The 18,974-nt window shown below is 65.8% G+C and carries 22 protein-coding genes and 1 tRNA gene; 14 read left to right on the plus strand and 9 right to left on the minus strand.

Annotation, left to right across the window (positions count from 1 at the left end):
* Positions 1 to 64 precede the first annotated feature (64 nt).
* Positions 65 to 856, plus strand: coding sequence for a bifunctional hydroxymethylpyrimidine kinase/phosphomethylpyrimidine kinase (gene thiD / locus FPZ54_RS13015; RefSeq protein ID WP_145847828.1), 792 nt, complete (start codon positions 65 to 67; stop codon positions 854 to 856).
* The gene (locus tag FPZ54_RS13020) at positions 849 to 1,472 is read left to right on the plus strand and encodes a ribonuclease HII (RefSeq protein WP_145847830.1); all 624 of its coding nucleotides are present in this window, start codon (positions 849 to 851) and stop codon (positions 1,470 to 1,472) included. The genes thiD and FPZ54_RS13020 overlap by 8 nt, the downstream gene beginning before the upstream one ends.
* Positions 1,473 to 1,588: 116 nt before the next feature.
* On the opposite strand, the gene FPZ54_RS13025 is transcribed toward FPZ54_RS13020, so the two are convergent.
* Complete coding sequence (locus tag FPZ54_RS13025) at positions 1,589 to 3,184, minus strand: isocitrate lyase (RefSeq protein ID WP_145847831.1); 1,596 nt, start codon at positions 3,182 to 3,184, stop codon at positions 1,589 to 1,591.
* A 330-nt stretch (positions 3,185 to 3,514) separates the two neighbouring features.
* Here FPZ54_RS13025 and FPZ54_RS13030 point away from each other — a divergent pair, with 330 nt between their 5' ends.
* Together FPZ54_RS13030 and folP are read left to right on the plus strand one after the other, a co-directional pair.
* On the plus strand, positions 3,515 to 4,669 hold the full coding sequence (locus tag FPZ54_RS13030) for a site-specific DNA-methyltransferase (protein ID WP_145847833.1): 1,155 nt from the start codon (positions 3,515 to 3,517) through the stop codon (positions 4,667 to 4,669).
* Between the two features lie 135 nt (positions 4,670 to 4,804).
* Entirely contained in the window at positions 4,805 to 5,914 is a 1,110-nt protein-coding gene (gene folP / locus FPZ54_RS13035) for a dihydropteroate synthase (RefSeq protein ID WP_145847835.1), read from the plus strand.
* Between the two features lie 3 nt (positions 5,915 to 5,917).
* On the opposite strand, the gene FPZ54_RS13040 is transcribed toward folP, so the two are convergent.
* Positions 5,918 to 6,694: a LytTR family DNA-binding domain-containing protein gene (locus tag FPZ54_RS13040; protein ID WP_145849828.1), complete on the minus strand. Its 777-nt coding sequence runs from the start codon at positions 6,692 to 6,694 to the stop codon at positions 5,918 to 5,920.
* 268 nt (positions 6,695 to 6,962) lie between these two features.
* Between FPZ54_RS13040 and FPZ54_RS13045 the strand changes: the two genes are divergently transcribed.
* Complete coding sequence (locus tag FPZ54_RS13045) at positions 6,963 to 7,400, plus strand: DUF2306 domain-containing protein (RefSeq protein ID WP_239019572.1); 438 nt, start codon at positions 6,963 to 6,965, stop codon at positions 7,398 to 7,400.
* A 24-nt stretch (positions 7,401 to 7,424) separates the two neighbouring features.
* Here the strand turns inward: FPZ54_RS13045 and FPZ54_RS13050 are convergent, their stop codons facing one another.
* Together FPZ54_RS13050 and FPZ54_RS13055 are read right to left on the minus strand one after the other, a co-directional pair.
* Entirely contained in the window at positions 7,425 to 7,967 is a 543-nt protein-coding gene (locus FPZ54_RS13050; RefSeq protein ID WP_145847839.1) for a hypothetical protein, read from the minus strand.
* Positions 7,968 to 8,006: 39 nt separating this feature from the next.
* Complete coding sequence (locus tag FPZ54_RS13055; protein ID WP_145847841.1) at positions 8,007 to 8,768, minus strand: SDR family NAD(P)-dependent oxidoreductase; 762 nt, start codon at positions 8,766 to 8,768, stop codon at positions 8,007 to 8,009.
* A 58-nt stretch (positions 8,769 to 8,826) separates the two neighbouring features.
* Here FPZ54_RS13055 and FPZ54_RS13060 point away from each other — a divergent pair, with 58 nt between their 5' ends.
* A complete protein-coding gene (locus tag FPZ54_RS13060; RefSeq protein ID WP_145847842.1) occupies positions 8,827 to 9,354 on the plus strand; it encodes a cytochrome b in 528 nt (175 codons plus the stop codon).
* 63 nt (positions 9,355 to 9,417) lie between these two features.
* Here FPZ54_RS13060 and FPZ54_RS13065 read toward each other — a convergent pair whose 3' ends face one another.
* Complete coding sequence (locus tag FPZ54_RS13065; RefSeq protein WP_145847844.1) at positions 9,418 to 10,848, minus strand: sigma-54-dependent transcriptional regulator; 1,431 nt, start codon at positions 10,846 to 10,848, stop codon at positions 9,418 to 9,420.
* 161 nt (positions 10,849 to 11,009) lie between these two features.
* On the opposite strand from FPZ54_RS13065, the gene FPZ54_RS13070 reads away from it, so the two are divergent.
* From FPZ54_RS13070 to FPZ54_RS13100, 7 genes are all read left to right on the plus strand, one after another.
* On the plus strand, positions 11,010 to 11,132 hold the full coding sequence (locus FPZ54_RS13070; protein ID WP_145847845.1) for an aa3-type cytochrome c oxidase subunit IV: 123 nt from the start codon (positions 11,010 to 11,012) through the stop codon (positions 11,130 to 11,132).
* Position 11,133: 1 nt separating this feature from the next.
* A complete protein-coding gene (locus tag FPZ54_RS13075) occupies positions 11,134 to 12,255 on the plus strand; it encodes an NAD(P) transhydrogenase subunit alpha (RefSeq protein WP_145847847.1) in 1,122 nt (373 codons plus the stop codon).
* Positions 12,256 to 12,437: 182 nt separating this feature from the next.
* Positions 12,438 to 12,809: an endonuclease domain-containing protein gene (locus tag FPZ54_RS13080; RefSeq protein ID WP_145847849.1), complete on the plus strand. Its 372-nt coding sequence runs from the start codon at positions 12,438 to 12,440 to the stop codon at positions 12,807 to 12,809.
* On the plus strand, positions 12,810 to 13,088 hold the full coding sequence (locus FPZ54_RS13085; protein ID WP_145847850.1) for an NAD(P) transhydrogenase subunit alpha part 2: 279 nt from the start codon (positions 12,810 to 12,812) through the stop codon (positions 13,086 to 13,088).
* 4 nt (positions 13,089 to 13,092) lie between these two features.
* On the plus strand, positions 13,093 to 14,526 hold the full coding sequence (locus tag FPZ54_RS13090) for an NAD(P)(+) transhydrogenase (Re/Si-specific) subunit beta (protein WP_145847852.1): 1,434 nt from the start codon (positions 13,093 to 13,095) through the stop codon (positions 14,524 to 14,526).
* 68 nt (positions 14,527 to 14,594) lie between these two features.
* The gene (locus FPZ54_RS13095; protein ID WP_145847854.1) at positions 14,595 to 15,497 is read left to right on the plus strand and encodes a hypothetical protein; all 903 of its coding nucleotides are present in this window, start codon (positions 14,595 to 14,597) and stop codon (positions 15,495 to 15,497) included.
* 129 nt (positions 15,498 to 15,626) lie between these two features.
* Positions 15,627 to 16,586, plus strand: a complete 960-nt coding sequence (locus tag FPZ54_RS13100; protein WP_145847855.1) for a helix-turn-helix domain-containing protein — start codon at positions 15,627 to 15,629, stop codon at positions 16,584 to 16,586.
* A gap of 17 nt (positions 16,587 to 16,603) precedes the next feature.
* Here the strand turns inward: FPZ54_RS13100 and FPZ54_RS13105 are convergent.
* Together FPZ54_RS13105 and folK are read right to left on the minus strand one after the other, a co-directional pair.
* A tRNA-Lys gene (locus FPZ54_RS13105) sits at positions 16,604 to 16,679 on the minus strand.
* Between the two features lie 43 nt (positions 16,680 to 16,722).
* Positions 16,723 to 17,193 (minus strand): 2-amino-4-hydroxy-6-hydroxymethyldihydropteridine diphosphokinase, encoded by a 471-nt coding sequence (gene folK / locus FPZ54_RS13110; RefSeq protein WP_145847857.1) that lies wholly within the window; start codon positions 17,191 to 17,193, stop codon positions 16,723 to 16,725.
* 22 nt (positions 17,194 to 17,215) lie between these two features.
* Between folK and FPZ54_RS13115 the strand changes: the two genes are divergently transcribed.
* Positions 17,216 to 17,875 carry a uracil-DNA glycosylase gene (locus FPZ54_RS13115; protein ID WP_145847859.1) on the plus strand — a complete coding sequence of 220 codons (660 nt, stop codon included), beginning with the start codon at positions 17,216 to 17,218 and terminating at the stop codon, positions 17,873 to 17,875.
* 102 nt (positions 17,876 to 17,977) lie between these two features.
* Here FPZ54_RS13115 and FPZ54_RS13120 read toward each other — a convergent pair whose 3' ends face one another.
* Complete coding sequence (locus tag FPZ54_RS13120) at positions 17,978 to 18,376, minus strand: hypothetical protein (protein WP_145847861.1); 399 nt, start codon at positions 18,374 to 18,376, stop codon at positions 17,978 to 17,980.
* A gap of 4 nt (positions 18,377 to 18,380) precedes the next feature.
* Positions 18,381 to 18,965: a TlpA family protein disulfide reductase gene (locus tag FPZ54_RS13125; protein WP_338419513.1), complete on the minus strand. Its 585-nt coding sequence runs from the start codon at positions 18,963 to 18,965 to the stop codon at positions 18,381 to 18,383.
* Positions 18,966 to 18,974: the final 9 nt, after the last annotated feature.

Genomic DNA, 18,974 nt, shown 5'->3' on the forward strand with positions numbered 1-18,974 from the left:
GATCGAGCGGCATGGGCGGCACCCGAAGCGGACGCACCGGGTGCCTCGGAGCCTCGCGCACGTCATGAGCATCCCGCGCATCCTCATCATTGCCGGGTCCGATTCGGGCGGCGGGGCTGGCATCCAGGCCGATATCCGCGCCGTCACCATGTTGGGCGGCCATGCGATGACTGCGATTACCGCGATCACCGCACAGAATACGCTCGGCGTCACCGCCATCCACCCGGTGCCGGTCGATATGGTGCTGGCCCAGATCGATGCGGTGACTTCCGATATCGGGGTCGATGCGGTCAAGATCGGGATGATCGGCTCCGCGGAAACCGCGTTGGCCGTTGCCGAGCGGCTTGAGGCGCTCGATTGCCCGATCGTGTTCGACCCGGTGATGGTGGCAACCAGCGGATCGGTGTTGGCCGATGCGGAGACGATTGCCGCGTTCGAACGGCTGATGGCGATCGCGTCGGTTGTCACGCCGAACCTGCCCGAACTGGATGCGCTGGGCGGGCGCACGGCCGTACTCGCCTATGGCTGCCACCTCGCCGAGAAGGGGGGACATGCGGAAGGGGGCGAGATCATCGACCGGCTCCATGCACCCAAGGACCGGCTGGTGATGGAAATCGCGGCAGAGCGGATCGACACGACCGACACGCATGGCACCGGCTGTTCCTTCGCCACCGCGCTCGCCACCGGGCTCGGCTCGGGCCTGTCGATCGGCGACTCCTTCATCCAGGCAGTGCGCTTCGTCCGGCTCGCGATCCTCAACGCGCCGGGGCTGGGCGAGGGGCATGGCCCCGTAGGCCATACGCTCGGCATGATCCCGTTCGACGTGATCGAAGGCGGGGAGGAGGACGATGCCTGACTTCGCGTTGGAACGCCGCCACGCCGCGCGTGGCCATATCGCCGGGGTGGACGAGGCGGGGCGCGGTCCGCTCGCCGGGCCGGTGGTCGCCGCCGCAGTCATCCTCGACCCCGACTGTATCCCCGACGGCATCGACGATTCCAAGGCGCTGACCGCCGCGAAGCGCGCCGCCCTGTGCGAGGCCCTCCTGTCCTGCGCGCGGGTCGGCATCGGCATCGCCAGCGTCGAGGAGATCGACCGGCTCAACATATTGTGGGCGACGATGCTGGCAATGACCCGCGCCGTCGCCGCGCTCGATCCCTGTCCCGGCTTCGTGCTGGTCGACGGCAATCGCTGTCCCGACTGGGTCCATGCCTCCGAAGCGGTGGTGGGCGGGGACGCGCTGTGCCTGTCGATCGCTGCCGCCTCGATCGTCGCCAAGCACCGCCGCGACTGCATCATGGCGGAGTTGGATGCCCTCCACCCCGGCTATGGCTGGGCGAGCAACAAGGGCTATGCCGCGCGAGTCCATCAAGACGCGTTACGCACGCTTGGCCCGACGCCACACCACCGTCGCAGCTTCGCGCCGGTCGCACAGGCGGAGCTGGATTTCGGACCCCTGGTCCGCGCCGTCTGACCAGAAAAGGCCCGCCGCCATGCCGAAGCATGACGACGGGCCTCCTTTCCTCCCCAGGAAAGTGTTTACGGACCGGTTCGGGCGGTTGGCGCAGCGAACCGGTTGATCCGCAGCCGTCAGGCGGCGAACTGGTTCATCGTGTTGTGGGCGCCGCCGGCCTTCAGCGCGGCCTCTCCGGCGAAATATTCCTTGTGGTCGTCGCCAATGTCGCTGCCCGACATGTTCTGGTGCTTCACACAAGCGATGCCCTGCCGGATCTCCTGCCGCTGCACGCCCTTGACGTAGCCGAGCATCCCCATCTCGCCGAAATATTCCTTGGCGAGATTGTCGGTCGACAGCGCCGCGGTGTGGTAGGTCGGCAGGGTGATGAGGTGGTGGAAGATGCCAGCCCGCGCCGAGGCATCCTTCTGGAAAGTGCGGATGCGCTCATCCGCCTCCGCCGCCAGTTCGGTGCCGTCATAATCGACACTCATCAGCTTCGCCCGGTCATAGGCCGACACGTCCCGGCCTGCTTCCGCCCACGCGTCGAACACCTGTTGCCGGAAATTGAGCGTCCAGTTGAAGCTGGGCGAATTGTTATAGACCAGCTTGGCGTTCGGAACGACCTCGCGGATCCGGTCCACCATCGACGCGATCTGCTCGATATGCGGCTTTTCGGTCTCGATCCACAGCAGGTCGGCGCCGTGCTGCAGGCTGGTGATGCAATCGAGCACACAGCGATCCGCCCCGGTCCCCTCGCGGAACTGGAACAGGTTACTGGGCAGCCGCTTGGGCTTCATCAGCTTGCCGCCGCGGTTGATGACGACATCGCCATTGACGCCCGACAGGTCGGTGACCTCCTCGCAATCGAGGAAGGCATTATACTGGTCGCCCAGATCGCCCGGCTCCTTGGAATAGGCGATCTGCTTGGTCAGCCCGGCACCGAGCGAATCGGTGCGCGTGACGATGATCCCGTCATCGACGCCCAGCTCCATAAAGGCGTAGCGGCAGGCGCGGACCTTCGCCAGGAAGTCCTCGTGCGGCACAGTAACCTTGCCGTCCTGATGCCCGCACTGCTTCTCGTCGCTCACCTGATTCTCGATCTGGAGTGCGCAGGCTCCCGCCTCAATCATCTTCTTGGCGAGCAGATAGGTCGCCTCGGCATTGCCGAAGCCCGCATCGATATCGGCGATGATCGGCACGACATGCGTCTCGTAATTGTCGATGGCGTTCTGGATGCGCGCCGCCTCGACTGCGTTGCCCGCATCCCGCGCCGCATCGAGATCGCGGAACATCATCCCCAGTTCGCGGGCATCTGCCTGTTTGAGGAAGGTGTAGAGCTCCTCGATCAGCGCCGGGACGCTGGTCTTTTCGTGCATCGACTGATCGGGCAGCGGGCCGAAATCGCTCCGCAGCGCCGCGACCATCCAGCCGGAAAGGTAGAGGTAGCGCCGCTTGGTGCTGCCGAAATGCTTCTTGATCGCGATCATCTTCTGCTGCGCGATAAAGCCATGCCAGCAGCCAAGCGACTGGGTGTAGGCCGACGGATCGGCGTCATAAGCCGCCATATCGCGGCGCATGATCCCGGCGGTGTATTTCGCAATGTCGAGGCCCGTGCGGAACCGGTTCTGCAACCGCATCCGCGCGACGGATTCGGCGTCGATCCCGTCCCAGCGGCCTTGCTGCGCGTCGATGGGCTGGGCGGCCCGGGCGATTTCGTCTTGATAGGTCATGCGGCACCTCGCTGTGTTGCGAGTGCGTCTATTCACCTCGACATCGATTTTCCCCGGAAATACGCATGTCGTTGGGTAGTGCGGTTGGAAATATCCCGCCATTCGCCGTATCTTTGTAAATTTATGACACTCCGAACAGCCGTTCGACTCGATTTTCTCGCCAACCCCAAACCTAGTGCCTGTGGATAAGTCTGCGACTCAATATGTGGACAGGTGCCGAAATGTTCCGCCAAGTTAACGGAATCCAAAGCCTTTTCGTTAACCAATGTTCGCTTGACGGAGTCCCGACTTCGTGGCGTTTCACCGGTTCAACGGGGTTTGGAGTGGTTAATGGGGGTCATCGAAAAGGTCGCTAAGGCGGCAGGCACGACGCAGGCCGGCGTCGATGTGCGCACGCGTAGCTGGGTCGACGTGCTCCCGCTCGATTCGATCATCCAGCAGGATTGTATCGAAGCGATGCGCGCCCTTCCCGCCGCATCGGTCGACATGATCTTCGCCGACCCGCCCTACAATCTCCAGCTCGGTGGCGACCTCAACCGTCCCGATGGCAGCCATGTCGACGCGGTCACCGACGAATGGGACAAGTTCGATTCGCTCAGCGCCTATGACGCCTTCACCCGCGCCTGGCTGGCGGAGGCACGCCGCGTGCTCAAGCCGAATGGCACAATCTGGGTGATCGGCAGCTATCACAACATCTTCAAGGTCGGGTCGGCGATCCAGGATCTGGGCTTCTGGATCCTCAACGACATCATCTGGCGCAAGGCCAACCCGATGCCCAATTTCAAGGGCACGCGCTTCACCAACGCGCACGAAACGCTGATCTGGGCGTCAATGGGCGAGAAGTCGAAATATACCTTCAACTATCGCAGCATGAAGACGCTCAACGACGAGCTTCAGATGCGCAGCGACTGGGAATTCCCGATCTGCGGCGGGCAGGAGCGGCTGAAGAAGAACGGGACCAAGGTCCACCCGACCCAGAAGCCGGAGGCGCTGCTCTATCGTGTCATGCTCGCCTGCACCAAGCCGGGCGATATCATCCTCGACCCATTCTTTGGCACCGGCACCACCGGCGCGGTGGCCAAGCGGTTGCGCCGTCACTGGATCGGCATCGAGCGCGAGGGCGACTATGTCGAGGCGGCGCAGGAGCGCATCGCCGCCGCGCTGCCGCTCGACGAAAGCGCCGTCACGACGATGATGGCGCCGCGCCAGGCACCGCGCGTCGCGTTCGGCACGCTGATCGAAACCGGCTATCTGACGCCCGGCGCTGTGCTTAGCGACAGCAAGCGCCGCTGGCGCGCAGTGGTGAAGGCCGACGGATCTTTGCTCACCGATTGCGGCGTGGCGGGGTCGATTCACAAAGTCGGCGCGACGCTGCAGGGCGCACCCTCGTGCAATGGCTGGACCTTCTGGCACCATGACGGCGGCGAAGGGCTCAAGCCGATCGACAGTCTGCGCCAGACCTATCTGCTCGCGACGCAGCCCTGATCCTTCTTAAGCCCCTCCCCTTCAGGGCAGGGGTTGGGGGTGGGGCATTTCAGTCTCACCGAGACCGACCGCCAATAGGACAGGCCCCACCCCAACCCCTCCCCTGAAGGGGAGGGGCTTGCTAGAGGTGAGCGCATGACCATCCCCGCATCCGCCCGCCTCTATCTCCGCCCCGCCGCCGCCGTCGATTCCCCGGTGGGATATGACGGACAGGTGGCCCGGCTGGCTGGGGGCCTCAGCTGGTTCGCCGCCTATGAGCTGATCGCGGTCGAGGGCGGACGACGGGTCGCGCAGCAGCTGGTGCCAGTCGAGCGCCTGCCCGCCCTGCTCACGCAGCTTTCCGACGCGCAGGCCGAACGGCTTCGCACCCTTGCCGCTGCCATCTCCGCGCCGCGACCGGTGATCCGCGCGGGCGAGCGAACGCTGCGGCTCGACCAGCCCTTGGTCGCGGGCATCCTCAACTGCACCCCCGACAGCTTCTCCGACGGCGGCAAGCATAGCGACGCCCCTGAGGCGATCGCGCAGGCGGGGTTCGACATGGGCCTGGCGGGCGCATCTTTGGTCGATGTCGGCGGCGAATCGACGCGGCCCGGTGCGGACACGGTGTGGGAAGGCGACGAGATCAAGCGCGTCGTCCCGGTGATCGAGCGGCTGGCGGCCTCTGGCGTGCCGGTGTCGATCGACACGCGCAAGGCCGCCGTGATGGAGGCGGCGCTGGCGGCTGGCGCGCATCTCGTCAACGACATCGCCGCGCTCGCCTTCGATCCGCGCGCCGTGGAGGTCGTGGCGAAGGCAGGCTGCCCGGTGATCCTGATGCACTCGCCCGATCCGGCGCAATCACCGCATGGCGGCAGCGGCTATCGCGATCCGCTGATCGAGATATTCGACTGGCTCGAAGCGCGGGTGGCGGCAGTCGTCGCGGACGGGGTCCAGCGCAGCAATATCCTGGTCGACCCCGGCATCGGCTTCGGCAAGTCGCTCGCCGACAATCTCGCGCTCATGAACGGGCTGACCCTGTTCCACGGCCTTGGGCTGCCGCTCATGCTGGGCGCCAGCCGCAAGCGGATCATCGGCGCGCTCGACCATGAGGCGCCGGTCGAACGCCGCCTTGGCGGATCGCTCACGTTGGCGCTCAAGGGCGCCGAGGCCGGGTGCCAGCTGCTGCGTGTTCATGATGTGGCCGAAACCGTGCAGGCGGTGCGCGTGTGGCGGGGGATGCGCGACGCGGCGCTGACCGCCCGCTGAACCTCACAGCCAGCCAAGCGCCTTGAGCGAGCGCGCCTTTTCACGCGACACCGGCGCTTCGATGCCATTGGTCAGCACCAGCCGGATATTGCGCCCGTCGCGCCGTATAGTCGCGACAGCCGCGCGCGCGACCCACCAGCTTCGGTGAACCTGCGCGCCGTCGATCCCCTCCAGCTCCCCGACCGCATCGCGCAGCCGCATCAGGATCAGGTCGCTGCCCCCCGCCATATGCGCGCGTACATAATGATCCTCCATTTCGAGCGCGATGAGTTCCTGCCCGAGATGGGCGGGCAGTCGCTCCAGAAAGCGTGGCGCGGGCGGCGGCGCGGGGGAGGGCGCAGGAGACGGCGGCGGTGAGTCGGTCTTCATGGACCCGATCGGCGCTCTGCCGCGCTGGGTCAGAAAGAGGATCAGCGTGACCGCCGCGCCGATCACCAGCACATAGCCATAGGAAACAAGCAGCTCGTCGATGGTCTGCGGCGTTGGGCACGGCCCGCCGCAACTGGTCAGCCGAACGACGAACGTCATCGGCACGGTCGCCACCAGTGTGGCCACAACCCACATTGCCGCCACGGGCAGGTCGAGCCACCGCGCCGCCCAATCCGCTACGCCGCCAATCGGGCGGTAGAACAGATACCCCGCCAGCGCGAGCGCCACCCAGTAAAGGAGGCGCGACCCGAAACTTGCCTGAAACGTCCCGAATGGCCCGATCAGCGCGAGCACCACCCCGATGGCGACCAGTAGCGCAAGATCGATCAGCAGTTTTCGCACTCCCGGCATCCCGTTCTGTCCCTGCACGCGACCGCCCCTGCATACCGCCCGTTCGCGTATCGTGAAGTGGCGAAATCGCGCCGTTGGCGAACCCGACAGCCGATCGGCGCAATCCTGCTTGTTCGCGATCCGGCATCAGCGAAACGAGGCGTGAAACGACACAGGGACCGCCTATATGCCACACTCCACCGCCCCCATTTCACCCCGGCGTGCCACCTCAAATGGCCTGAACCTTCCCCCCGTTCTGCGGGTGATCGTCGGCGTTGCGGGGTTCGCGATGACCCTGGCCATGGTGGTGGCGCTCGCCCGGCTTGGCCTCGGCCTTGCCCCGACCCGGGCGACGGTGCGTGAAGTTGCGGTGCTGGTCCATATCGTCACCGTCCTGCCCGCTGTACCGCTGGGCATGTATCTGATGCTCCGTCGCAAGGGGGACGCGCGGCACAAGATGCTCGGGAAGGTCTGGGTCGCGCTGATGGTCGTGACTGCCATCTCCGCGATCTTCATCCGCCATATCAACGATGGCGGCTTCAGCTTCATCCATCTGTTCGTGCCGCTGACGCTGATCGGCGCCTGGCGGATTTTCCAGACGGCCCGGCGGGGGCAGATCGCCAGGCATCGCAATCACCTGATCGGCATGTATCTGGGCGCACTGATGATCCCCGGCATTTTCGCTTTCACCGGCGAACGCCTGATGGCGATGTGGCTGTTCTGGTGAGTAGGTCGATCCGCGCGCAGACGTTCAGTTCAGCGGCCCCGGCCGGGTCCGCTGATCGACATAGGTGCGCTGGACATTGAAGGCGCTGGGGCGGGTATCGCGAAACCGGTCGCGCCGCCGTTCGGCCTCGGCGCCGATCTTCTCCAGGCTTTCGACCAGATCTTCCAGGTTGCTGCGCCGCTCGCCCGGTGTCGCCTGTTCGCACTCGTCCATACAGGCGGCGACAAGATCGGGCACGCGGCGCCGAATGACATTGGCCCAGTCCACGGCGTCGGTGGCGAGTGGATTGGCGTCCGCGATGGCGAGCAGCCGGGCACAGCTGGTGCGCGCCGCCGCCACCCGGCTCACCGCCCAGTCGGCTTCTGTCGCCGTCAGGGTCCAGGCGGTTTCCAGCGGATCTTCGGGGTCGGCGGAGCGCGCGCGGCGCATTCGCACCCGGTCAATCCTCTCGCGCAGCTGTCGCACGCCGAAGACCAGCCCGAGCGCCGCCGCGCCCGCAGTAACCAGCGTGACCGCGATCACCGCCAGCGCGGCAAGGGCGACGAGGAAGATCAGGAATCGCAACATCGCCCGACTATATGGGAAGCCGCGTCCGCTTCGCCAGCGCTACAACGTGTATCCACCGTCTGCGAGCAACGTCGCGCCGGTCATCAACGCGCTTTCATCCCCCAGCAGAAAGGCGATCTGCGCGGCGACCTCGTCCGCCCTGGCATAGCGGCCCAGCGGAGTCGCCATCGCCGCCAGTTCCGCAAAGGCGGCGTCGCGGCCGATTTCCACCGCCCGCGCCGCGAACATGGGCACGGCGTCCCATACCGGCGTCTCCACCCCGGCAGGCGCGATGGCGTTGACGCGGATGCGATCCGCCGCCCCTTCCTTCGCCGCCACCTTGGCGAGGTGGAGCAGCGCCGCCTTGGAACACCCATAGGCGGCAACGCCCGGCTCGGCCTTGATCCCTGCCGCCGACGCGGTCAGCACGATGCTGCCCCCGCGCGTTTCGGGCCCGGCTGCCATCGCCCGCATCGCCGCGCGCAGCGTCAGGAACGCGCCGTCCAGATTGACCGAGAGGATGCGCCGCCACTCGGCAAAGTCGTGATCGGCGATGGTCGCCGCCCCCGCCACCCCGGCATTGACCACCGCATGATCCAGCCCGGTCAGGTCGATCCGGTCCCACAGCGCCTCGTCGGAGACATCCCCGACGACCCGGATCATATCGACATCGCACGCCACCGCCTCCAGCGCCGCGGCATCGCGATCGACCAGAATGAGGCGCGCCGCGCCTTCCTCCGCAAGCAGATGCGCGAGCGCCAGCCCGATGCCCGATGCAGCGCCGGTGACCAGTGCAGATCGTCCTTCAAACCGTCCAGTCATCACGCTACTCTAGACGCGACGGGCCCCGACGCGAAGCGGGTTCGATCGGGAGCGAGCCATGCGCGAAGCCATTGACCGTTATTCGGGCGTATCGATCCTGTTGCACTGGCTGATTGCCGCGCTGCTGATCGCCAATGTCGTCATCGCCTTCACGATGGAGGACATGCCGGGCCTGTTCGTCTGGCACAAGTCGATCGGCATATCGGTGCTGTTGCTCACGCTGGTGCGGATCGTCTGGCGTCTGACCCATCCCTGGCCCCCGCTGCCCGAGGGTATCGCGCCGTGGGAACGCGCGACCGCCCGGCTCACCCATGTCGGATTCTATATGCTGCTGATTATGGTGCCGCTGCTCGGCTGGGCAACGGTGTCCGCAGGGTCGCGCGGCACGGGAACACTGCTCGGCGGAATCCCGTGGTTCGACCTGCCGGTCGGCACGTCACGCGATCTGCAGGGAGCCTTTGGCGAGGCGCACGAACTTGCCGCCTTCCTCACCCTCGCGCTCGTCGCGCTGCACGTCGCCGGAGCGCTCAAGCACCATTTTGTCGATCGCAACGGGCTGCTCCGTCGGATGCTGCCCGGGCGTTAGGTTCGTTTTCGGCAGGATGGCACGGGTGCCGCTTCAGCCCGTCAGTAAAGCTGGCCTGACGCACTAAGCCGCGTTCTGGTCGATCCCCAGTTCGCCGAGCTTGCGGTAGAGGGTCGAGCGGCCGATGCCGAGGCGACGGGCGACTTCGGTCATGCGGCCGCGATAATGGCCGATGGCGAGGCGGATGACGTCAGCCTCGATCTCGTCGAGCGCGCGCAAGTTTCCGTCGGGCTTGTAGAGCGTGATCCCCGCGCCCTGCGCCGCGCCGCCATTCGCCTGGCTCGCGCCGACGGGTCGTCCCCCGGCCAACTGCGCGATCTGCGGAAAATCGGCGCGGGTCAGCGCGTCGCCGTCGCACAGCACCGATGCGCGGAACAGCGCGTTCTGAAGCTGGCGAACATTGCCCGGCCAGTCATAGCTGGCGAGCAGCGCCAGCGCATCGTCGGTGATGCCGAGCGGGCGCAGCCCCGGTTGCTCGGCGATCCGCCCCAGCAGGTGCCGGGCGAGCGGTGCGATGTCGCCGCCACGGTCGCGCAGCGGCGGGATCGTCACCTGGACCACGTTGAGGCGGTAATACAGGTCCTCGCGAAACCGGCCTTCCTCGACCTCGGTCATCAGCGTCTTGTTGGTCGCGGCGATCACGCGGACATCGACCTGGCTGGCGTGGCGCGCGCCGATCGGCTGCACCTCGCCCGACTGGACCACGCGCAGCAGCTTCACTTGCGCGTCGAGTGGCATCTCGCCGATCTCGTCGAGCAGGATCGTGCCGCCATCGGCCTCCTGAAACCGGCCGATCTTGCGTTCGAACGCACCGGTGAACGCGCCCTTTTCGTGCCCGAACAGTTCGGATTCGACGAGGTTGGCCGGGATTGCACCGCAATTGACGCGAACGATCGGCTTGGTGTGACGCGGCGAGGCGGCGTGGATCGCCTCGGCCACCACTTCCTTGCCGACCCCGCTCTCGCCTTCGATCAGCACCGGCACGCGCGCACGCGCCGCCTTTGCCGCGATGGCGAGTGCGGCGCGGAACTGCGGCGCCGACCCGACGATCTCGTCGAACGCGAGATGCGCAGACATCTTCTCGGTCAGCGGGCGGAGTTCGCCGCCGACCTTTGCCCCCACCGCGCAATCGAGTGCGGCGAGCATCCGTTCGGCGGCCAATGGCTTGACCAGAAAATCGGTGGCGCCCGCGCGCATCGCACTGACTGCGGCGGCGACCGATCCGTTGGCGGTGAGCAGCAGGATCGGCAGCATCGGGCGATTGGCGCGCAGTTCGGCGATCAGCGAGGCGGCGTCGAAATCCGGCGCCCAGCTATCGAGAATGATCGCATCGAGCGCCATCCCGTCGGGCGTGCCCAGCGTCGCCAGCGCGGTTTCCGCGTCGCTGGCAAAGATGGTGCGCCAGCCGCGGCGCGCGGCAATGGCGGCGATCAACCGGCGCTGGGCCGGTTCGTCGTCGATCAGCATCAGCTGGCGCTGGCCGTTGCGCGTCATTCCATATCCCCCAACCTGTACCGGTTGTCCCTAATTCGGTCACCCTGCATAGAGCGGTCGGGTAAAGACGGGCTTAAGCCTGTCTAAAGCGCGCAGGACTTGAGGGGCGGGGACAGCCTGTCTAAGAGATAGTGCAAATCAAGGTTACGAGGGGAAGACGCATGGCCCAGAGCGGCGACATGAAGGCGCATGACCAGACCTATGGCGGGTTCATGCGGATGCTGAAGATCGGCACGATCATCACCGTATTGCTTGCTGCGTTCGTCGTCTGGCTGATCGCCTGAGGTGAAGATCGCGGTCCTCAAGGAGACTGCCGCCGGTGAACGGCGCGTCTCCGCGACGCCGGAAACGGTCAAGAAATTCGTCGCGCTCGGCGCCGCAGTCGCGGTCGAGAGCGGGGCGGGTGACACCGCTTCCCTGGACGACGCGGCGTTCGAGGGCGCAGGCGCGACCATCGGCTCGCGCGCCGATGTGCTGGCGGATGCGGATATCATCCTCGGGGTACAGGGTCCCGATCCGGCAAGCCTGACCGGCATCAAGTCCGGCGCCTGGCTGGCAGCGGGGCTCAACCCCTTTGGCGAGCGTGCGCGGGTCGACGCCTATGCCGCGCTCGGCGTTGAGGCGCTGGCGATGGAATTCATGCCGCGCATCACCCGTGCGCAGTCGATGGATATCCTCTCCTCCCAGTCGAACCTGGCGGGGTATAAGGCGGTGCTCGACGCCGCGTCCGAATATGGCCGCGTCTTCCCGATGATGATGACTGCGGCTGGGACCGTCTCTGCCGCCAAGGTCTTTGTCATGGGCGTCGGCGTCGCGGGGCTTCAGGCCATCGCCACCGCCCGCCGCCTCGGCGCGCAGGTCTCCGCGACCGATGTGCGCAGCGCAACCAAGGAGCAGATCCAGTCACTCGGCGCCAAGCCGATCTTCGTCGAGAATGTCGCCGGGATCGAGGGTGAAGGTTCGGGCGGCTACGCGACCGAGATGAGCGACGAATATAAGGCCGCCCAGGCTGAGTTGGTCAGTTCGCATATCGCCAAGCAGGACATCGTCATCACCACCGCACTGATCCCCGGCCGCCCCGCGCCGCGCCTGATCAGCGACGCGCAGATCGCGTCGATGCGGCCCGGCAGCGTCATCGTCGACCTCGCGGTCGAAAGCGGCGGCAATGTCGAGGGCGCGGTCGCGGGCGAGATCGTCGAGAAGCACGGCGTCAAGATCGTGGGCCACCGCAACGTGACCTCCCGGCTGTCGTCCGATGCGTCGGCGCTGTTCGCGCGCAACCTCTACAACTTCCTTTCGGCCTTCTGGGACAAGGAAGCGGGCAAGCCCGTGCTGGACGAGGAAATCGGCGACGCGATCCGCCTGACGCAGGGCGGCAAGGTGATGAACGCGAGGCTGTTGTCTTGATCCGGCGCGGCGATGCAGTGCGCGCCGCACGTTCCCCAATCCTCCCCTGCAAGGGGAGGTGGCAGCGCGCAGCGCTGACGGAGGGGTGTCGCCCGTCATTGGGTCATCGCACCTCTCAAGCCGGGACACCCCTCCACCACGCCTTCGGCGCGGTCCCCCTCCCCTTTCAGGGGAGGATTTGAATGCTGCAAGGGGCGGTCGAAACCAATCGGCGCGCCAGGATCTTACGAAAGACAATGTCGCTGCCCGAGGTACTTTTATGGGTGGCGCTCAAGAAGCGTCCGGACGGCTTGAAGTTCAGAAAGCAGCATCCGTCAGGACCCTATGTCGCCGATTTCTACTGTCACGAAGCGCGTATGATCGTGGAGGTGGATGGGGCGGCGCATGATTGCGGTGATCGGCCGGAGCGCGATGAGCGACGCGACGCCTGGTTTGCCGAACGAGGGCTGGACGTGATGCGGATACCAGCCCGCGAGTTGCTGAACGATTGCGATGCGGTCGTTCGAGGGGTTGTTGCTCGTGCCGCCGAACGGCGCGCAACGGGGGAGGAATAAATGGACTTCATCTCGATCCTGTCGATCTTCGTGCTGGCGTGTTTCGTCGGCTATTATGTCGTGTGGTCGGTGACTCCGGCGCTGCATACGCCGCTGATGGCGGTGACCAATGCGATTTCCAGCGTCATCATCGTCGGCGCGCTGATCGCGTCGGCCGCTGCCGGCAGCCCGACTGCGAAGTGGCTGGGGCTGGTCGCGGTGGCGCTCGCCAGCGTCAACATTTTCGGCGGGTTCGCCGTGACCGAGCGGATGCTCGCCATGTACAAGAAGAAGGGCTGAGCCGATGCACGAGGCCATTCCGCTCAACCCCTGGGTCGCGCTCGCCTATCTGATCGCGGGCGTGTGTTTCATCGTCGCGCTGCGCGGCCTGTCCTCGCCCGCGACCAGCCGTCGCGGCAACCGCTTTGGCATGGCGGGGATGCTGATCGCGGTGGTGACGACGCTGGTGACGCACGAGATCGCGTCACTGCCCGAGATTCTCGGCGCGATCGCGGTCGGCGGGATCGTCGGCTTCGTCATCGCGCGCAAGATCGCCATGACCGACATGCCGCAGCTGGTCGCGGGCTTTCACAGTCTGGTCGGTCTGGCGGCAGTGCTGGTCGGCGTCGCCGCGTTTCTCAACCCCTCGGCGTTCGGGATCATCTTTCCCGCAGGATCGCCGAACGCCGGCCTGATCCTGCCGGTCAGCCGGATCGAGCTCGGCCTTGGCGTCGCGATCGGCGCGATCACCTTTTCGGGTTCGGTCATCGCCTTCCTGAAGCTCAACGGGAACATGGGCGGCGCGCCGATCCTGCTTCCGGGACGGCATGTCATCAATCTCGGCACGCTCGCCGCGATCCTGGGCCTCATCGCTTTCTATACCGCGCAGGTCGATGCGCCGTCCTGGGTGTTCTGGGTGGTCCTCGCGCTCAGCTTCCTGATCGGCTTCCTGCTGATCATCCCGATCGGCGGCGCGGACATGCCGGTCGTGGTGTCGATGCTCAACAGCTATTCGGGCTGGGCGGCGGCGGCGATGGGCTTCACGCTCGGCAACACCGCGATGATCATCACCGGCGCTCTGGTCGGATCGTCGGGCGCGATCCTGTCCTACATCATGTGCCGCGCGATGAACCGCAGCTTCATCAGCGTGATCGCGGGCGGTTTCGGCGGCGACAGCGGCGGTGGCGCGGCGGCGGCAAAGACCGACCGGCCGTGGAAGCGCGGCAGCGCGGAAGACGCCGCCTTCCTGATGAGCCAGGCCGAACAGGTCATCATTGTCCCCGGATATGGCATGGCAGTCGCGCAGGCACAGCATGTGCTGCGCGAGATGGGCGACAAGCTCAAGGAACATGGCGTGCGCGTGAAATATGCGATTCACCCGGTCGCGGGGCGTATGCCGGGGCATATGAACGTGCTGCTGGCCGAAGCGCAGGTCCCCTATGACGAGGTGTTCGAGCTGGAGGACATCAACAGCGAGTTCAGCCAGACCGACATCGCCTTCATCATCGGCGCGAACGACGTGGTGAACCCTGCGGCGAAGACCGACAGGAGCTCGCCCATTTACGGGATGCCGGTATTCGACGTGAACAAGGCCAAGACGGTGCTGTTCATCAAGCGCAGCATGGGCGGCGTCGGCTATGCGGGCGTCGACAACGACGTCTTCTATCAGGACAATACGATGATGCTGCTCGCCGACGCGAAGAAGATGGTCGAGGAAATCGTCAAGTCGCTCGATTGATCGGTCGCGCGTAAGCGCTTGTAATCGGCGGGCCGACGCGACAGCATCGCCATTCCATCTTTGGGGGAATGGCGATGGTAAGTGTCGGGAAAATCCTGGAGGGCGCGTTCGGGCTGATCCGCGAGCGGTTTGCCGCAGTTGCGATCTGGGCCGGTATCTATCTCGCCGGGAACATCGCCATCGCGCTGGCGGTGCAGCCGATGATCGGCACGGCGATGGACCCGGCTACGGCAGGGGATCCGAACGCAGTGATCGGCGCGACGACACCGGCGTTCCTGCTCAGCATTCTTCTCGGACTGATCGGCCTCGTCCTGTACGCGGCGGCGATGCGCGCGGTGCTCCGCCCCGATGCGGGCGGCGTCGCCTATCTGCGGCTGGGTATGGACGAACTGCGACTGCTGGTTCTGCTCATCCTGTTCGCCGTGGTTGCGCTGATCCTGTGGGTCATCCTGGGCTTCGCGCTCGGCTTGCTGGGCTTGGGGGTCGCGATGGGCAGCGAATCGCCCTTGCTGTCCGGCCTCGTCATGTTCGTGTTGGGCCTGATCATGTTTGCGGTGATGGTGTTCTTCACGGTTCGCTTCTCGCTCGCCTTCCCGTTGACCCTGCACCGGCGCCAGTTGGTGATCGGCGAGGCATGGACGCTGAGCCGGGGGCGATTCTGGACATTGTTCGGCGCCGCGCTGGTGGTCACCATCATCGGCTTCGTGATGACCCTCGCAGTGTCCAGCTTCGCGCTGGGAAGCTATTTCAGCGATCTGATGGCCGCGGCCGGCGATCCGGCGGCGGCCGAACGCGCCGCCCAGGCACAGATAGCGAATGCGAACGCGTTCAGCGCGATGATGATCCTGCAATCGATCGGCAGTTCGATCGTCGCCGGGATCTGGATCGCGCTGAGCGGGGGCAGCATCGCGACCGCCGCGCGAGCATTGCTCGACCATGAATTCGACGATGCCGAAGCTGTGTTCGGCTAGGCCCTTGCGTTCTTGATCCGTTCCGGAGATAATTGAACCGAAACGGATTGGAAACGGAGTCGCTTGTGCCTACGCAAGTCGTCACAACCGGGAAATCATCCGCAATGCAATGCAAAGCGGAGATTTCATATGACTGATGCCGTCGAAGTTCTCGCGTCATCTTTGCTTTTTCCTTCTCCCGAGCCGACGCCTGCCCCGGTTGATGCGGCGCGTGCTCTGATCGTCGCGCCGCTCGACACGATCCCCCGGCACGAGGCGGCATTGTCCGGCAGCGGCGCGCGAATGCTCGGCATGATTGCGCCCGACCAACTGGCTGCAAAGCTCGATGCGCTGATCGCCGCCGAACTGATCCTGTTCGACGCGACGGGCCTGTCCCCTGAAGCCACCGCCGACGGCGCCGCCCGGATCGCCGCATGGAGCATGGACCGCAGCTGCCGTGTCGTTGCGCTGCTCGATGCGAAGGCGCTGGACGCTGCTGCAGCCACGCTGATGGACGCCGGGGCGGTGTTGCTGTGCGAGCCCAGCCCCGGCGACTATGCCGCCGCACTCTCGATCGCTATCGGCGGTGCGCCTGCCCGGTTGCACGATGCGGCGCGTGAGCGCGAGGCGGAGCGGCTGCGGTTGCTCAATGAGGAAGTCGCGCGGCTTGCCGCCGTATTGTCCGAACTTGCCGCCGAACCGGGGCGCAACGCGGTACGCGATCCCGGTCGCCAGTATCGCAGTGGTTCGGTGAGCGACCCGCACCCCGATCCCCGGATCGTGCGCGCCGCGATCCGCGCGCGGCGGCTGCGCGACCAGCATTTCTCCGCCGAACTCTTCGCCGATCCCGCATGGGACATGCTGCTGGACCTGTATGCCGCGCGGCTGGAGGGGCGGCGCGTCTCGGTCTCCAGCCTGTGCATCGCCGCTGCGGTACCGCCGACCACTGCGCTGCGCTGGATCGGCACGATGCACGAGGGCGCGTTGTTCGAGCGCGAACCCGATGCCCGCGACCGGCGCCGGGCGCATATCACGCTGACCGCGCGGGCGGCGGATGCGATGCGCGGCTATTTCGCGGCGGCCTCACGCATGGGGCTGGCGCCTGCCTGAGTGCGTGAAGCTTCAAGTGGTGGGCTCGTCGGGGCTCGAACCCGAGACCTACAGATTAAAAGTCCGTTGCTCTACCAACTGAGCTACGAGCCCGCACTTGAAGGTGGGGTGCACCTAAGGGCGCGATCCGGCGCGGTCAACCGGCCAGCGCCACCAACTGGCGGATCGTGCGCCCGGTCAGTGGATCGCGCCAGCGTGGCACGATCGCGCGCAACGGACGGAGCACGAAGGCGCGGGTGCGAAACTGTGGATGCGGGACGATGAGACCGGGGCTGCTCCACGCACCGCCGGACCACAGGATGATATCGAGATCAATCACCCGCGCGTCCCAGCGCCGCCCCCGTCGCCGTCCGAACGCGCGCTCAAGTCCCTTGAGTCGCGCGAGCAATTGCGGTGGCGTCTCTGTGCTTTCGATCAGCATCGCGGCATTGGCGAAGCGGCGGCGCGAGGGGCCGAGCGGCGGCGTCTCGATCACCGGCGATACGGCAAGCGCGCCGCCGATCGCGTTCATCGCGGCCATCACCTCGCGCCGTGGCGACCCGTGTCGCCCCCGCCGGTTCGATCCCAACGCGATCGCATAGAAGTGCAGCGGGGTTGAGGCGGTCACCCGCCCCGCCTAACGCTGCGTCATGATCCCGCCAAGCCCGCTTCCGCAGACCGAGCCACCGCACGATTGCCCGCGCTGCCCGCGCCTGGTTGCGTTGCGGGAGGGGCTGCGAGCGGACTATCCCGACTGGTGGAACGCCCCGGTCCCGGCGTTCGGCGATCCCGACGCATGGCTGGGCATCATCGGCCTTGCACCGGGCAAGCATGGCGCGAACCGCACCGGGCGTCCGTTCACCGGAGACTATGCTGGGGATCTGATGTTTGCCACGCTGGCGAAGTTCGGCTTCACGAGCGGCACCTACGCAAACCGCGCCGATGATGGGTTTCGGCTTCACGGCACGATCATCGTCAATTCGGTCAAATGCCTGCCGCCGGAAAACAAGCCGACACCCGAAGAGGTGCGGACCTGCCGCCCTTTCGCAGAAGCGCAGGTCGACCAGCTTACCAATGCCCGCATCTTCGTGGCGCTGGGTCAGATTGCCCACCAAAGCGCGGTCAAGATCTTGGGCGGCAAGCTGCCCAAATGCCGCTTCGGCCACCTCGCCGAACATCATATGCCCGACGGGCGCGTGCTGATCGATAGCTATCACTGCTCGCGCTACAACCAGAATACCGGGCGACTGACGGCGGAGATGTTCGAGGCGGTGTTCGCGCGGGCGTTGGAGCTGCGCGGGAGGGTGTAAGCGGGGGATCTGTTTTTGGGCCTGCGCTACGACGCGCGAAGCGAAGATGCCGAGGCGGCGGATGTCGCGGCCCTGGTGGCGCGGGGGTTGGAGGTTGGGTAGTCAGCCGCGGAGCGGTTCGGTGGTCTCGCTGCTCCAGTTCCAACCAGTCTCCGATGCCACGCGATCCTCAAAGTCGCAGGAGGCAGTCACTATCATTCCGCACGCGCGCAGACTGCGGATCATAGCCACGACACCCGCTTGAAAGCACTCATGGCTTTCAGGATCGCTGTCTTCGGCATCGACTTCCGCTGTCCAGCGCGATGCCTCAATCGGACAGTACGGCTTGCGAGCACTCCGCTCCGCTAGATATGCATCATTTTTGAAGTTGTCCGCCCAAACCCGCAATCCATCGAATTCCTTCGACGTCGACTGGTCCAAAAGTGCCTGAACATCGTCATCGGATGCACGCGTGTCGATGTACAACCGACAATAAGGGGTTTCCTCGATAGGCGGCGTCATATGTCTAGCCCGCCTCCGCAATCCACGCAGCCGCAGTCTCGCCGTCCCAGTCCATGTCGCCGGACACCCGCCACATTTCCTTACCCTCAGCGTCGTAGAGGATCGTCGTCGGCAGGTTGACGCCATAGCCGGTCGAAAATTTGACGCCGGGGTCGAGATAGGGCTGGAGCGCGGCGAATTTCGCCTTCTCAAAGAAGGGCGTAACTTTCTCCGCGCCCTCCAGGTCCTGGCTGACCACCAGCACCTGCAGTTTCTCCCCCTCGCGCACCGCGAGCCGGTCGAGCGTCGGCATTTCGCGGACGCACGGAGCGCACCAGGTGGCCCAGAGGTTGAGGAGTAGCGGCTTGCCGCGGAATGCCGCCAGCGTCACCTGCTTTCCCGACGGATCGAGAAAGGCGAAGTCCGGCGCGGCCTGCCCCTTCTTGCTCCGGTCGAGCGTGCCGACGCGCTCGGGTTCGTCCGAAGCTTCCGCCCCAGCCGTGCTTTCGGCGGCGACAGTTGCGGTTGCTTGCGGGTCGGGCGCCTTGGGCTTATCGCAGCCCGCAATACCAAGGCCCGTAATAAGGAGAAGCGCGATCGTCGAGCGCAAGACAGGCTC

This window comes from Sphingomonas suaedae (assembly GCF_007833215.1).
Taxonomy (GTDB): Bacteria; Pseudomonadota; Alphaproteobacteria; order Sphingomonadales; family Sphingomonadaceae; genus Sphingomonas; species Sphingomonas suaedae.